Origin of the sequence: Ornithinimicrobium tianjinense, from assembly GCF_014636495.1 — a bacterium.
Taxonomy (GTDB): Bacteria; Actinomycetota; Actinomycetes; order Actinomycetales; family Dermatophilaceae; genus Ornithinicoccus; species Ornithinicoccus tianjinensis.
The window spans coordinates 780,212-792,943 of the sequence record NZ_BMEM01000001.1 but is presented as its reverse complement, the minus strand read 5'-3'; the positions used below and the strand labels follow the sequence as shown (position 1 = coordinate 792,943).

General features: G+C 72.8%; 13 protein-coding genes. 7 read left to right on the top strand and 6 right to left on the bottom strand.

From position 1 onward, the window contains the following. Positions 1 to 339: 339 nt before the first annotated feature. Positions 340 to 1,002, bottom strand: coding sequence for a DUF8185 domain-containing protein (locus IEV65_RS03765; protein ID WP_229734852.1), 663 nt, complete (start codon positions 1,000 to 1,002; stop codon positions 340 to 342). Further along, on the bottom strand, positions 999 to 1,469 hold the full coding sequence (locus IEV65_RS03760; protein WP_188428246.1) for an acyl-CoA thioesterase: 471 nt from the start codon (positions 1,467 to 1,469) through the stop codon (positions 999 to 1,001). Before IEV65_RS03760 ends, IEV65_RS03765 begins: the two co-directional genes overlap by 4 nt. 72 nt (positions 1,470 to 1,541) lie before the next feature. Between IEV65_RS03760 and IEV65_RS03755 the strand changes: the two genes are divergently transcribed. The 5 genes from IEV65_RS03755 (at position 1,542) to IEV65_RS03735 (ending at position 7,410) form a co-directional block, all read left to right on the top strand. Next, positions 1,542 to 2,294 (top strand): (Fe-S)-binding protein, encoded by a 753-nt coding sequence (locus IEV65_RS03755; RefSeq protein ID WP_188428245.1) that lies wholly within the window; start codon positions 1,542 to 1,544, stop codon positions 2,292 to 2,294. Beyond that, on the top strand, positions 2,291 to 3,754 hold the full coding sequence (locus tag IEV65_RS03750) for a LutB/LldF family L-lactate oxidation iron-sulfur protein (RefSeq protein ID WP_188428244.1): 1,464 nt from the start codon (positions 2,291 to 2,293) through the stop codon (positions 3,752 to 3,754). Before IEV65_RS03755 ends, IEV65_RS03750 begins: the two co-directional genes overlap by 4 nt. Continuing rightward, positions 3,751 to 4,398: a LutC/YkgG family protein gene (locus IEV65_RS03745; protein WP_188428243.1), complete on the top strand. Its 648-nt coding sequence runs from the start codon at positions 3,751 to 3,753 to the stop codon at positions 4,396 to 4,398. The genes IEV65_RS03750 and IEV65_RS03745 overlap by 4 nt, the downstream gene beginning before the upstream one ends. 69 nt (positions 4,399 to 4,467) lie before the next feature. Then, on the top strand, positions 4,468 to 5,409 hold the full coding sequence (locus IEV65_RS03740; protein ID WP_188428242.1) for an acyl-CoA thioesterase: 942 nt from the start codon (positions 4,468 to 4,470) through the stop codon (positions 5,407 to 5,409). 138 nt (positions 5,410 to 5,547) lie between these two features. Then, positions 5,548 to 7,410 carry a PA domain-containing protein gene (locus IEV65_RS03735; protein WP_188428241.1) on the top strand — a complete coding sequence of 621 codons (1,863 nt, stop codon included), beginning with the start codon at positions 5,548 to 5,550 and terminating at the stop codon, positions 7,408 to 7,410. 83 nt (positions 7,411 to 7,493) lie between these two features. Here IEV65_RS03735 and IEV65_RS03730 read toward each other — a convergent pair whose 3' ends face one another. The 3 genes from IEV65_RS03730 to IEV65_RS03720 are packed head-to-tail and all read right to left on the bottom strand — an operon-like array spanning position 7,494 to position 10,973. Further along, positions 7,494 to 9,383, bottom strand: coding sequence for a glycoside hydrolase family 15 protein (locus IEV65_RS03730; protein WP_188428240.1), 1,890 nt, complete (start codon positions 9,381 to 9,383; stop codon positions 7,494 to 7,496). Between the two features lie 42 nt (positions 9,384 to 9,425). After that, the gene (locus tag IEV65_RS03725; protein ID WP_188428239.1) at positions 9,426 to 10,151 is read right to left on the bottom strand and encodes a VOC family protein; all 726 of its coding nucleotides are present in this window, start codon (positions 10,149 to 10,151) and stop codon (positions 9,426 to 9,428) included. A 3-nt stretch (positions 10,152 to 10,154) separates the two neighbouring features. Then, positions 10,155 to 10,973: an MBL fold metallo-hydrolase gene (locus IEV65_RS03720; RefSeq protein WP_188428238.1), complete on the bottom strand. Its 819-nt coding sequence runs from the start codon at positions 10,971 to 10,973 to the stop codon at positions 10,155 to 10,157. 33 nt (positions 10,974 to 11,006) lie between these two features. On the opposite strand from IEV65_RS03720, the gene IEV65_RS03715 reads away from it, so the two are divergent. After that, positions 11,007 to 11,501, top strand: coding sequence for a glutathione peroxidase (locus IEV65_RS03715; protein WP_188428237.1), 495 nt, complete (start codon positions 11,007 to 11,009; stop codon positions 11,499 to 11,501). A gap of 2 nt (positions 11,502 to 11,503) precedes the next feature. Here IEV65_RS03715 and IEV65_RS03710 read toward each other — a convergent pair whose 3' ends face one another. Continuing rightward, on the bottom strand, positions 11,504 to 12,343 hold the full coding sequence (locus tag IEV65_RS03710; RefSeq protein ID WP_188428236.1) for an LLM class flavin-dependent oxidoreductase: 840 nt from the start codon (positions 12,341 to 12,343) through the stop codon (positions 11,504 to 11,506). A gap of 109 nt (positions 12,344 to 12,452) precedes the next feature. Between IEV65_RS03710 and IEV65_RS03705 the strand changes: the two genes are divergently transcribed. Then, the gene (locus tag IEV65_RS03705; RefSeq protein ID WP_188428235.1) at positions 12,453 to 12,662 is read left to right on the top strand and encodes a hypothetical protein; all 210 of its coding nucleotides are present in this window, start codon (positions 12,453 to 12,455) and stop codon (positions 12,660 to 12,662) included. Positions 12,663 to 12,732: the final 70 nt, after the last annotated feature.

Genomic DNA, 12,732 nt, shown 5'->3' with positions numbered 1-12,732 from the left:
GACAGGCGTTAGTGCCAACCCAGCACCGCCCCACCCGACCAGACAGGCGTTAGTGCCAACCCAGCCACCGCCCCACCCGACCAGACAGGCGTTAGTGCCAACCCAGCACCGCCCCACCCGACCAGACAGGCGTTAGTGCCAGCCCAGCCACAGCCCCCACCCACCGGACAGGCGTTAGTGCCAGCCCGGTCGGGGCTGTCCGGCAGCAACGCCTGTCCGGTCCGGCAGGAACGCCTGTCCGGTCCGGCAGCAACGCCTGTCCGGTCCGGCAGCAACGCCTGTCCGGTCCGGCAGGAACGCCTGTCCGGTCGGGGGGGGTGGGTGGAGGGTGGGGCGCGGTCAGCGCGACAGGACGTGGCCGGCCGGGAGGCTGACGCGGGTCCAGGGGCCGCTGCGGTGCACGGTGGCGACCTGGCCGTCCCCCGGTCGGGCGAAGCCGAGAGCGCGCGTGGCCAGCCCGGCCCCGGCCGTCGCCCCACCCTCGATGTCCCGGGCCCACACCCGGGCTCGCAGCATGGCCACGGCGGCCGCGCCGGAGCCGTCCGGCGCGCCCTTCGCCACCTCCTCGATCCCGTGCTCCGCTGCCGCAAGCAGCGCCTCCGCGCTCACCTGACCCACCGGCTCCCAACCCCCGCGAGGCGGCGACACCCCGGCCCACTGCGGCGAGACCTCGGTCGGCGGCACGGGCAGCGAGGTGCTCGCGTCACCGGTGGCCGAACGCCTGGCAAACCGGTCGGCGAGGCTGCGCAGCGGCACCGTCACGTCCAGCTCGTGCGGCCCGTGCAGCGCCATCGTCCGCAGCGCCAGGACCAGCCCGGAGCGCATCATCCCCTGACCCGGCACGACACAGACCCACGCCGCGAGGACGGGGCCGACCGCCTGCAGCCGCATCGCCCCGTCTGCGTCGAGGGTCCGGGCGCGGGCGACATAGGTCGCCAGGTCGGCCACCCCCTCGCCGTCCGCGAGGACGAGCTCCCGCGCGCCCTCCACCGAGGCGCTCACCCGCGCACCCGGTCGCCGCGCAGCACCGGTCGCTCCCCGGAGACCGCCTGCAGCGCCGCCCGTTCGGCCTCGCCGAGCCGCCTCGGCCGCTGCACGTCGAGGTCGTAGGCGACCAGGGTGACCCGACCGCGCGCGTAGACGGTGTCGTCCCCCTCCGGCCCGGCCACGGCATACCCGAGCTCGAAGCTGGCCGCCCCGACGTCGCAGCACCACACCGCGACACGCGCGGGGGCGTAGGCGAACTCGAGCGGCAGCAGGTAGTCGATCGCCTGGGAGACCACGAGCATCCCCTCGTTGATGAGGTCGCGCTCCTGCCCGAACCAGTGCTTGAACGCGTAGACGCGGGCCTCCTCGAAGAACCGGAGGTACTGCACGTTGTTGACGTGCGCGTACGCGTCCATGTCCGACCACCGCACCGTGATCGGGTAGAGCGTGGCGACGTCCGGCACGTCCGGCAGCAGGGTCATGGCCCCATTCTGTGCCACGGTCGGACTAGAGTGTGGGGCACCCGCGGTCCGGTCCGCACCGAGGAGGACGAGATGAGCGACACCCCCACCGTGGCGTTGTTCGCCACCTGCTTCAACGACACGATGTGGCCCGACGCGCCCCGGGCCACGGTCACGCTGCTGGAGCGTCTCGGCTGCCGGGTGGTCTTCCCGCGCGAGCAGACCTGCTGCGGCCAGATGTTCACCAACACCGGCTACGCCGACGAGGGCACCGCGCTCGTGCGCCGGTTCGCCCAGGTCTTCGACCCCTTCGAGTATGTCGTCGCCCCCTCCGGCTCCTGCGTCGGCTCGGTCCGTGAGCAGCACGCGGCCCTGGCCCGCAGGGCCGGTGACGCCGGACTGGAGCGGGCGGCGGAGGACGTCGCCGGACGGACCTACGAGCTCTCCGAGTTCCTCGTCGACGTGCTGGGCGTGACGGACGTCGGCGCGCACTTCCCGCACCGCGTCACCTACCACCCGACCTGCCACTCCCTGCGGATGCTCCACGTCGCCGACAAGCCGCTGCAGCTGCTGCGGGCGGTGCGCGGGATCGACCTCGTCGAGCTCCCCGCGGCCGAGGAGTGCTGCGGCTTCGGCGGGACGTTCGCGATGAAGAACGCCGACGTCTCGATCGCGATGGGCTCCGACAAGGCCCGGCACGTGCGGGAGACCGGGGCCGAGGTGCTCGTCGCGGGCGACCGGTCGTGCCTGGCCCACATCGGCGGCATCCTGGGCCGGCAGCGCGCCGGCGTGCGCACCATGCACCTCGCCGAGGTGCTCGCCTCGACCGAGGAGGACCCGGCATGACCCTGCAGACCACCTCCCCCATCTTCCTGGGGATGCCCTCGTTCCAGAAGGCTGCCAAGGACGCGCTGCGCAACACCCAGCAACGTCGCAACCTGGCCCATGCCACGTCCACCATCCGCGCCAAGCGCGCGGCCGTCGTCGGCGAGGTCGACCGCTGGGAGGAGCTGCGGGTCGCCGGCGCCGACGCCAAGGACGAGGTGCTGCACCACCTGCCCCACTACCTCGAGCAGCTGGAGGCCAACCTCGTCGCCAACGGCGCGACCGTGCACTGGGCCCGCGACGCCGACGAGGCCAACCGCATCGTGCTGGACCTCGTCCGCGCGACCGGCTCGGACGAGGTCGTCAAGGTCAAGTCGATGGCCACCCAGGAGATCGAGCTCAACGAGCGGCTGGAGGAGGCCGGGATCCACGCGTGGGAGACCGACCTCGCCGAGCTGATCGTCCAGCTCGGCCACGACCGGCCCAGCCACATCCTCGTGCCCGCGATCCACCGCAACCGCGCCGAGATCCGGGAGATCTTCCGGCGCGAGATGGGCGGGGTGGGCCGGCCGGCGCCGGACGACCTCACCGACGAGCCCGCGCGGCTGGCCGAGGCGGCCCGGGCGCACCTGCGCGAGAAGTTCCTGCGCGCCAGGGTGGCGATCTCGGGGGCCAACTTCGCGATCGCGGACACCGGCACCCTCGTCGTCGTCGAGAGCGAGGGCAACGGCCGCATGTGCCTGACCCTGCCGGAGACGCTCATCTCGGTCGTGGGCGTGGAGAAGGTGCTGCCCACCTTCGCCGACCTCGGCACCTTCCTGCAGCTGCTTCCCCGCTCGTCCACCGGCGAGCGGATGAACCCCTACACCTCCATGTGGACCGGCGTCCGTGAGGGCGACGGCCCGCAGGACGTCCACGTCGTGCTCCTCGACAACGGCCGCAGCCACGTGCTCGCGGACGACCTCGGGCGGCAGGCGCTGCGCTGCATCCGCTGCTCGGCCTGCCTCAACGTCTGCCCGGTCTACGAGCGGGCCGGAGGTCACGCCTACGGCTCCGTCTACCCCGGCCCCATCGGCGCCGTCCTCAACCCCCAGCTGCGCGGCACCGGCTCCGACGTCGACAAGTCGCTGCCGTACGCCTCGTCCCTGTGCGGCGCGTGCTTCGAGGCCTGTCCGGTGCGCATCGACATCCCGTCCCTGCTGGTGCACCTGCGCACCCAGGTGGTGGACGAGGCCTCGGGTCGCTCGCCGGAGGCGCTGTCCATGAAGGCGGCGGCGTGGATGTTCGCCGACCACCGGCGGTTGGAGGCCGCCCAGCGGGGCGCGACCCTCGGCAGCCGCCTGCTCGGCGACCGGACGGTCCGGTCCCTGCCGGGCCTGGGCGCCTGGACCCAGGCCCGCGACGTGCCGTCCCCGCCCCCGGAGACCTTCCGTCAGTGGTGGGCCAGGACGCACGGGTATGACGTGGAGGAGGCGCCGTGAGCGCGCGCGAGGAGATCCTGGGTCGCCTGCGTGCGGCCACCACCGAGGTGACGACCCCGGTCGGGCACCGTGGGCCGGCGCCGGTCATCGGTGTGCCCTCCCCCGGAGCCGGCGAGACGCTCGAGCTGTTCGCCGAGAACGTCGCCGACTACCGCGCGAGCGTCACCCGCTGCCGGCCCGAGGAGGTCGGGACGGTCGTGGCCGGGCTGCTGGACCGGGCGGGTGCGCGGAGCGTGGTCGTGCCCGACGGCCTGGAGGCCTCGTGGGTGGCGGCGGCGCGCGAGGCCGGGGTCGAGCTGGTGCCGGACTCCGGCGCCGACGGCGCCCTGCTCACCGCCGCCGAGCTCGACGCGGTGAGCGCGGTGGTCACGGCCGCGCGCGTCGGGATCGCCACCACGGGCACGGTCGTGCTCGACCACGAGCCGGACCAGGGCCGGCGCGCCCTGACTCTGGTCCCGGACCAGCACGTGTGCGTGGTGCGCGCCGACCAGGTCGTCCACGACGTTCCCGACGCCGTGGCGCTGCTCGAGCCCCGCCGGCCGCTCACCTGGATCAGCGGGCCCAGCGCCACCAGCGACATCGAGCTGGACCGGGTCGAGGGCGTGCACGGCCCGCGCACGCTGGACGTCGTCATCGTGGGATGAGCTTGGAGAGGTCGCCGCGCCTGCCCGAGGTGAGCGGCACCGCATACCCGAGCCACTAGGCTCTGGCGGGTGACCGACGCGCCTCTGCTCGACCCGATCGACGACCTGCTCGACGTCCTGGACCTCACCTACGAGGGTCCGACCACGATCGAGGTGGCCTCCCCCACAGAGGCGACCGGCGACCTGGGGACCTATGTCGGCGAGGTCTACACCGGACGCAGTCAGCCGCAGCTCTACGGCAGGGTCTTCGGCGGTCAGGTCCTCGCGCAGTGCGTCATGGCCGCCGGGCGCTCCGTCGCCGCCGTCGACGACGGGGACGGTCCCCGCCACATCCACTCCCTCCACGGCTACTTCCTGCGCCCCGGCGACGCGAGCAAGTCGATCCAGTTCGTCGTCGAGGGCATGCGCGACGGCCGCAGCTTCTCCGCCCGCCGCGTCCACGCCACGCAGGAGGGCCGGATCCTGCTGTCGATGATCACCTCCTTCCAGGAGCCCGCCGAGGGCCTGGACCACCAGATCCCGATGCCCGACGTGCCGCGCCCCGAGGAGCTGCGCTCGGACCGGGAGATCCTGGCCAGGATCGACCACCCCTACGCCCAGCACACGGCGCGCAGCCGGGCGGTCGACCTGCGGCACGTCGAGCGGCTGCTGCTCGGCCCCGCCGACCCGGGCCCCTCCGAGCAGTCGGTGTGGATGAGGGTCGAGCGCCCGCTGCCCGACGACCACCTGCTGCACGCGGCGATCCTGGCCTACGCCTCCGACTACACCCTGCTCGAGCCGATCCTGCGGCGGCACGGCATCGGCTGGGGGGACCCGCGGCTGCGCCCGGCCAGTCTGGACCACAGTATGTGGTTCCACCGGCCGGGCCGGGTGGACGACTGGTTCCTCTACAGCCTCTCCTCACCGTCCGCCGAGTCCGGCCGCGGGCTGGGTATGGGGCACATGTTCGGCTCTGACGGCACGCTCCTGGCGACCGTGGGGCAGGAGGGCATGGTGCGCCTCAAGGGGTGACCGGACAGCTGCCCGCACGAGGCAAAGGTCAAGGTTCGTCAAAATTTTGCGCTGATGCCTGCGCAGGGGCGCTGACCTGAGCCATGATGGTCCGTCGCGTCAAGGAAGACGTGACGAACCTCACACGAAGGGACGCGCATGCGCACCATCAGACGACGGGCCACCGGACTGGCAGGGGCCCTGGCAGTCGTGGCGATCGCCATGGCCCCGGCCAGCGCCCATGTCATCCTCGAGGACGACGGGGGGATCGACGACGCCAAGTCGACGCACCGCCACCACGCGCAGCACGACGGGGAGGACGGCCACCTCGACGCCACGAGCGAGAACGTCAACCTCGTCAGCAAGCTCGAGCTGAAGAACGTGGTCGAGGGCAAGATCGCCGACGTCGGCGTCCACGAGGGCTACGCCTACCTGGCCGCCTGGGGCGGGCAGACCTGCTCCTACAACGGCGTCCACGTCGTGGACATCCGGGACGTGGAGAACCCCGAGGAGGTGGCCTTCATCCAGGCGAAGGAGGGCAGCGCCCCGGGCGAGGGCATCCAGACGATCAGCATCGACACCCCGTACTTCGTCGGCGACATCCTCGTGACCAACAACGAGGTCTGCAAGGGCAGCGCGGGCTTCGGCGGCGTCAACATCTACGACGTCACCAACCCGGAGCACCCGACCTACCTCGTCGAGGGCATCGGTGACGACAACATCGCGGCCAAGGACAAGAAGAAGCAGGCGCACGAGATCCACAGCGCCTTCGCCTGGGACGCCGGCGACAAGGCCTACGTGGTCATCGTCGACAACGAGGAGACCGCGGACGTCGACATCCTCGACATCACCAACCCGCGCAAGCCGAAGATGGTCAGGGAGTACGACCTGGCCGCCGAGTTCCCGCAGATCCTCCAGGCGGCGCCGGCCAACCTCACCTCGGTCTTCCACCACGACATGATCGTCAAGGAGATCGACGGTCGTCAGGTCATGCTGATCTCCTACTGGGACGGCGGCTACGTGATGCTCGACGTCACCGACCCGGCGGACGCCACCTACATCGGTGACACCGACTTCGCCGAGGCCGACCCTCAGATGCTCGAGCAGAACGGCGTCTCGGTCGTCCCCGAGGGCAACGCCCACCAGGCGGAGTTCACCGACGACAACCAGTACGTGCTCGCCGCGGACGAGGACTTCTCCCCGTACGGCGGCCTGGCCCGCAACGAGACGGACGGCACCGACCTGGTCGCCCCGCAGGGCGCCGGCCCGGCGGGCGAGACCGTGACCGGCCCCGCCACCTTCGTCGGCCGCGGCTGCATCGGTGACACCGCGGTGCCGGCCGGTGACCCGAACGCCGTGGACATCGCGGTCGTCGAGCGCGGTGTGTGCACCTTCACCGAGAAGGCCACCAACGTGGAGGCCGCCGGTGGCTGGGACGCGATCCTCATCTTCAACCGTGAGGGGTCCGACGCCTGCAACGGCTCGCTGGCCATGTCGGTCGAGAGCGTCCTGCCCACCTACGGCGTCGCCGCCCGCGAGGCCGGCTACGACATCTTCGACACCGCCTTCGACGAGCAGGCCTGCCTCGCCGGTGACGGGTCGGGTCTGGCGCCGATCGCGGTCGGGACCGTGGGTGACACGCTCACGCTGTCGTCCTACTTCGACGGCTGGGGCTACGTCCACCTCTACCGCAACGGGACGGGCAAGCTGACCGAGCTCGACACCTACGCCCTCCCCGAGGCGATGGACGCGGACAAGGCCAGCGGGTTCGGCGACCTGTCGGTCCACGAGGTGGCCGTCTCGCACGACCAGGATGACCTGGCCTACGTGTCGTACTACGTCGGTGGCCTGCGTGTCATCAAGATCGTCGACGAGAAGATCGTCGAGGTCGGCCGCTTCATCGACGAGGGCGGCAACAACTTCTGGGGCGTCCAGACCTTCGAGGGCACGGACGGCAGGGAGTATGTCGCCGCCTCCGACCGTGACCTGGGTCTGTACATCTTCGAGTATACCGGCCCGTGATCACGCGGCTCGGCTGAGCCCACGCTCGACGGCAGGCCCACCCCGCGCTCGCGGGGTGGGCCTGCCCGCGTCGGCGTCCTGGGTCAGCCGGTCCGCGAGCACCGCGCCGAGGTGCCGTAGCGGCTGGCCCTGCCGTGCCCCCGCGCCCCGCGGTTGAGCGCGATGGCGTCGGCGGCGCGGATCAGGCCGAGGTGGCTGAACGCCTGGGGGTAGTTGCCGAGCAGCTGGCCCAGCCGCGCGTCATACTCCTCGGCCAGCAGGCCAAGGTCGCCGGCCGTGCCGACGAGCCGCGTCATCAGGGCCTCGGCCTCGTCAAGGCGGCCGGTGTGGGCATACTGCTCGACGAGCCAGAAGGTGCAGATGAGGAAGGCGCCCTCACCACCGGGCAGGCCGTCGCGGTCCGCGCTCGTGCGGTAACGGTGGACGAAGCCGTCGTCGTCGAGCAGCTCGGCCTCGATGCGGGCCACCGTCGCCAGCATCCGCGGGTCGTCGTAGTCGCAGAAGCCGGTCTGCGGCACCTGCAGCAGGGAGGCGTCGACCTCCGTGGTGTCGTAGGCCTGGCGGAAGGCCCCGTCCGGTCCCACGCCCCGCTCCTCCACCTCGGCACGCAACCGGTCGCGCAGCTCGCGCCAGCGGTCCACGTCGCCCGGCAGGTTGTGGTCCTCGACGGCCCGCACGGCCTGGTCGAAGGCGGCCCACATCATCACCCGGCCGTGCGTGAAGAAGTGCGGGTCGCCCCGCATCTCCCAGATGCCGTGGTCGGGCTCGTCGAGCCGTCGCGTCTGCAGCTCGAGCATCGAGCGCTGCAGGGCCCAGGAGAAACCGTCGTCCTCCTGGCCGGCGTCGCGCAGCTGGCCGAGCGCGATGAGCACCTCGCCGACGACGTCGGCCTGGTACTGCCCCACCGCGCCGTTGCCGATGCGGACCGGGCGCGAACCGGCATACCCGGCCAGGTGCGGGAGCTCGCGCTCGGGCAGCTCCCGCTCCCCGCCGAGGCCGTACATGATCAGCAGGTCCTCGGGGTCGCCCGCGACGGCGCGCAGCAGCCAGCTGCGCCACGCCGTCGCCCCCGCGTCGAAGCCGTGCGCCATCATCGCCTCGAGGGTGAGGGCGGAGTCGCGCAGCCAGGTGAAGCGGTAGTCCCAGTTGCGCGACCCGCCGAGCTCCTCGGGCAGCGAGGTGGTCGCGGCGGCCACGATGCCGCCGGTGTCCCGGTGCGTGAGCGCCCGCAGGACCAGCAGGGAGCGGCGGACCTGCTCCGCCCACTCCCCCTCGACCTCGATCGGCGCCGCCCAGCCGCGCCAGTGGGTGACCGTCTCCTCCAGGTGCGCCGCGACGTCGATCATCGGCGGCACCTCGCGCCAGGACTCCTGGGCCGTCATCACCCAGGTCAGCTCCTCGCCCGCGCGGAGGGTATGCCGTGCCTGGTGCCGGCGCTGCCCCGGCACCGGGCGGGGCAGCGGGCCGTGCAGGGCGAGCGAGGCGGGACCGCCCACGGCGTGCAGCACTTCCTCGGACGTGCCGTCCGGGCGGGCCACCGTGAGCCGACGCACCCAGGGCACGATCTCGCCGTAGGAGAAGCGCAGGCACAGGTCGTGGACGACCTCGACCTCCCCGGACGTGCACCGCACCTGCCGGACCAGGTCGGAGCGCCCGCCGTCGACCGGCATCCAGTCCAGCGACTCCGCGGTGCCGGTGGGCGCCAGCCAGGTCGTGCGCAGCACGAAGGTGTCCTCGAGGTAGCCCCGGTCCTGGACCTGCCCGTCGGCCACACCCACCAGCCAGCGACCGTCCTCGTGCGAGCCGAGCAGCGCCGTGAGCACCGACGGCGAGTCGAAGCGGGGCAGGCACAGCCAGTCCACGCTGCCCGCCGGTGAGATCAGCGCAGCGGTCCGGCGGTCGCCGACGAAGGCGTAGTCGCCGATCGGGACGGGCGTGCGGTCGGTCGCCGTCGCGACGGAGGTCGGCGTCATCACCCCATCGTCGCAGCGGCACCACGCCGGCGCAGGTCGTGGCTAGACGTCCCCGAGGACGCAGAACTCGTTGCCCGAGGTGTCCTGCATGACCACCCAGGGATGCCCCTGGGCCCACGGCTCGGTCGAGCGGCTGGCCCCCAACGACAGCGCGAGCTCGACCAGCCCTTGCTGGTCGGGGCCGTCGGGGTCGGGTCGCACGTCGAGGTGGGTGCGGTTCTGACGGACCTTCGGCGCGGGCTCGGGGCACAGCTCGAGCAGCGGCCCGTGCAGGCTGGGGTGCCGGAGGCTGACGGGGGCGACGCCGACGACCGGCACCCAGCCGGTGAGCGCGGCATACAGGGCACCGTCCCGCTCGGGGTCGGCACTGTCGAGCGGCAGGGCCGCGATCGGGCCGGTGTCGCGGTAGGCGTCCCGCTCCTCCATGACGCAGAAGGCGTTGCCGTCGGGGTCGGCGAGGACCACCCAAGGGACGTCGCGCTGGCCGATGTCCAGGTGGCGGGCACCGAGGCCCAGCAGCCGCTCGACCACCTCGTCCTGCGCCTGCCCGTCGCCGCCGAGGAGGTCCAGGTGGAGCCGCCACCCCGGCGGAGGAGGTGCCTCGACCCGCTCGATGCACACGTCGATCCAGATCTCGCCGACGGCCAGCCGCCCCTCGTAGAGCCCGTCGGTGCCGGGGTCGCTCGTCGTCAGCCCGAGCGCCCGCTCCCAGAACCGTCCGGTGACCTGCGGATCCCGGGCCTGCATGACGATGTTCTCCAGGCGCATGGCTCAGGTGAGGTCGTCGTGGTCGCCGCGCACCCAGGCGACGTAGCGCTCGGCGGACCGCCGCACCATCTCGCGCGCACCGGCGGGGATCTGCAGGGCGAAGTTGTCGTAGAGGCGGTCGAAGGGGCGCTCGGTGATGGACGCCGCCACCCTGGTCACGACCGCGGCGGACAGGGGTATGCCGTTGGGGTAGGAGCGCATGAACGTCACCCAGCCCCGGGGGCCGACCGCCTTGCAGGTGTCGCCGGACAGCAGCACGCCCCGCCCTTGGGCACCGGCTCCCCACAGCGCGACGGCGCTGCCCCGGAAGTGCCCGCCCGGCTGCCAGGCGAGGATCCCCGGCACCGGCTCGAAGGGCTCGGACCACGTGACGATCTCCTCGCCCCAGCGCCGGACCCACTCACGGTCGGCCTCGGCGACGTAGACGGGGGCGCCGAAGGCCCTGGCCCACTCCAGCTGGCAGCCGTACATGTGCGGGTGGCTGGCCATGACCGCGGCGACGCCACCCAGCTCGCGGACGGCCGCGACGGCCGCGTCGTCGAGGTAGCCGGGGACGTCCCAGAGCAGGTTGCCCGCCGGCGTCCGGACCAGCAGGCCGCTCTGGCCGATGTCGATCTTCGGGGTCGCGTGGAGCGCGTAGCAGTCCGGCTCGAGCTCGCTCACCTCGATCCGGCAGCCGGCGGCCGAGCGCTCGGCCAGCGTCGTCCAGGTCTGGCCGGCCAGCGGGACGTACTGCCGCTCGTCGGCGCAGATGGCGCAGACCTCCTCCCCCGTGTCGTTCTCCACGCCACATGTCGCGCACACGGTCCAGTCGCCGCTCATGGTGCGAGGCTACGCGCGTCGTAGGGTGGCCGGGTGACTCTGCACCAGATCCCCCTCACCACGCTCGACGGACGCGCCACGACGCTGGGCGAGCACGCCGGTCGCGCGCTGCTCGTCGTCAACGTCGCCTCCCGGTGCGGCCTGACACCGCAGTATGCGGGGCTGGAGCGGCTGCAGGAGGAGTACGGCGAGCGCGGGCTCACCGTTGTCGGCTTCCCCTGCAACCAGTTCGGCGGCCAGGAGCCCGGCACGGCCGAGGAGATCCAGGAGTTCTGCTCGACGACCTACGGCGTGACCTTCCCGATGATGGAGAAGGTCGAGGTCAACGGGCCCGGACGACACCCGGTCTTCCAGGAGCTCACGCAGGTCGAGGACGCCGACGGCGAGGCCGGCGACGTGCAGTGGAACTTCGAGAAGTGGGTCGTCGGCCCGGACGGCGCGCCGCGCGCCCGGTTCCGCCCCGGGGTGGAACCAGGCTCCGCTGAGCTCGTCGCCGCGGTCGAGGCCGCCCTCCCCCGCCCAGCCTGAGCTCAGGCTCGGTCGAGCAGGGCGGCGGCGTCGGCGAGGACGTCGACGAAGGCCAGGACCGCGTCGCCTGACGCCGGCGGGCCGTCGACGCCCCCCGCGAAGGCGGCCACCCTGGTGGCGCCGGCGGCACCGAGGGCCGCGGCCTGCTCGGCGACGTGGCGTGCGCTGACCCCGTCCGGCGTCGACAGGTAGGTGACCACCTCGAACGGGCCGCTGCGCCCGGCGCCCTCCCGCGCAGCACCGACCTGGTCGAGCGCCTCGCGCACCACCTGAGGTCGGGCGATCCCGCGCCGGTCCACCGCCTGGTCGAGGATCACGCCGTCGCCGAGCTCGCCCGCGAGCCGCAGGGTCCGGGGCCCGCGGCCGCCGACGAGCAGCGGGGGCACGGCCTCCGGCGGGAACCGCAGCCGCACCTGGTCGAGCACGGCATACTCGCCGCGCATCGCGACCTCCTCGCCCCGCAGCAGTGCGGAGATCGCGACGAGGTGCTCGCGCAGGAGGGTCACCGGCGAGGCGGGCCGCACCCCGACCTGCTCCATCCACTCCTGCACCCCGTGACCGAGCCCGGGCAGGAGCCGGCCGGGGAACATCTCCGCCAGCGTGGCGATCTCCATCGCGGTGAGCGAGGGCACCCGCAGCGGGGCCGGGAACAGCCCCACCCCGACCCGCAGCCCGGTCGCCGCGAGGACCGCCGCGGCGGGAGCCACGCCGCTCGCGGCGAAGCAGTCCTCCCAGAGCCACACCTCCTCCAGACCGGCGTCCTCCGCGGCGCGGGCCGCCTGCAACATGTGCCGGGGCGGCTGGTCCGCCGGCTGGACGAGGGCGAGGACGGGTGCGGTCATGGACCTACTCCACCACGTCCCCGCCGGACCCCGCCCGCGGTGGTGGGATCCGACGATCCGGGGGTTGTCCTCCTGGTCGGCGTCCCGCGCCCCCTGCTTGGATCGAGGGATGTGGTGGCAAGACATCCTGTGGGGACTCTGGAACGGCATCACCGCGTGGGTGGTGTTCATCGTGCACGTCTTCGGGGGCTGGGACCGCTTCCCCGTGTATGACGTGGACCGCGCCGGCAACTGGTACGACCTCGGCTTCCTGCTGGGCGCGGGCTCCCCGCTGCTCGGGACGCTGGGCGGGAGCCGCGCGGCGCGGTCGCGGCGTTAGCGGGCGGGCGACCCGCTCAGCCCTCCATGTGCACGAGCCACTCACGTGAGTGGGTCAGGAACGCGCTCAG

Bases quoted from the DNA above. Each gene is read 5' to 3' on its own strand.
- IEV65_RS03760 (WP_188428246.1), bottom strand. From the start codon at position 1,469: ATGACCCTGCTGCCGGACGTGCCGGACGTCGCCACGCTCTACCCGATC.
- IEV65_RS03755 (WP_188428245.1), top strand. From the start codon at position 1,542: ATGAGCGACACCCCCACCGTGGCGTTGTTCGCCACCTGCTTCAACGAC.
- IEV65_RS03750 (WP_188428244.1), top strand. From the start codon at position 2,291: ATGACCCTGCAGACCACCTCCCCCATCTTCCTGGGGATGCCCTCGTTC.
- IEV65_RS03735 (WP_188428241.1), top strand. From the start codon at position 5,548: ATGCGCACCATCAGACGACGGGCCACCGGACTGGCAGGGGCCCTGGCA.
- IEV65_RS03730 (WP_188428240.1), bottom strand. From the start codon at position 9,383: ATGACGCCGACCTCCGTCGCGACGGCGACCGACCGCACGCCCGTCCCG.
- IEV65_RS03725 (WP_188428239.1), bottom strand. From the start codon at position 10,151: ATGCGCCTGGAGAACATCGTCATGCAGGCCCGGGATCCGCAGGTCACC.
- IEV65_RS03720 (WP_188428238.1), bottom strand. From the start codon at position 10,973: ATGAGCGGCGACTGGACCGTGTGCGCGACATGTGGCGTGGAGAACGAC.
- IEV65_RS03710 (WP_188428236.1), bottom strand. From the start codon at position 12,343: ATGACCGCACCCGTCCTCGCCCTCGTCCAGCCGGCGGACCAGCCGCCC.
- IEV65_RS03705 (WP_188428235.1), top strand. From the start codon at position 12,453: ATGTGGTGGCAAGACATCCTGTGGGGACTCTGGAACGGCATCACCGCG.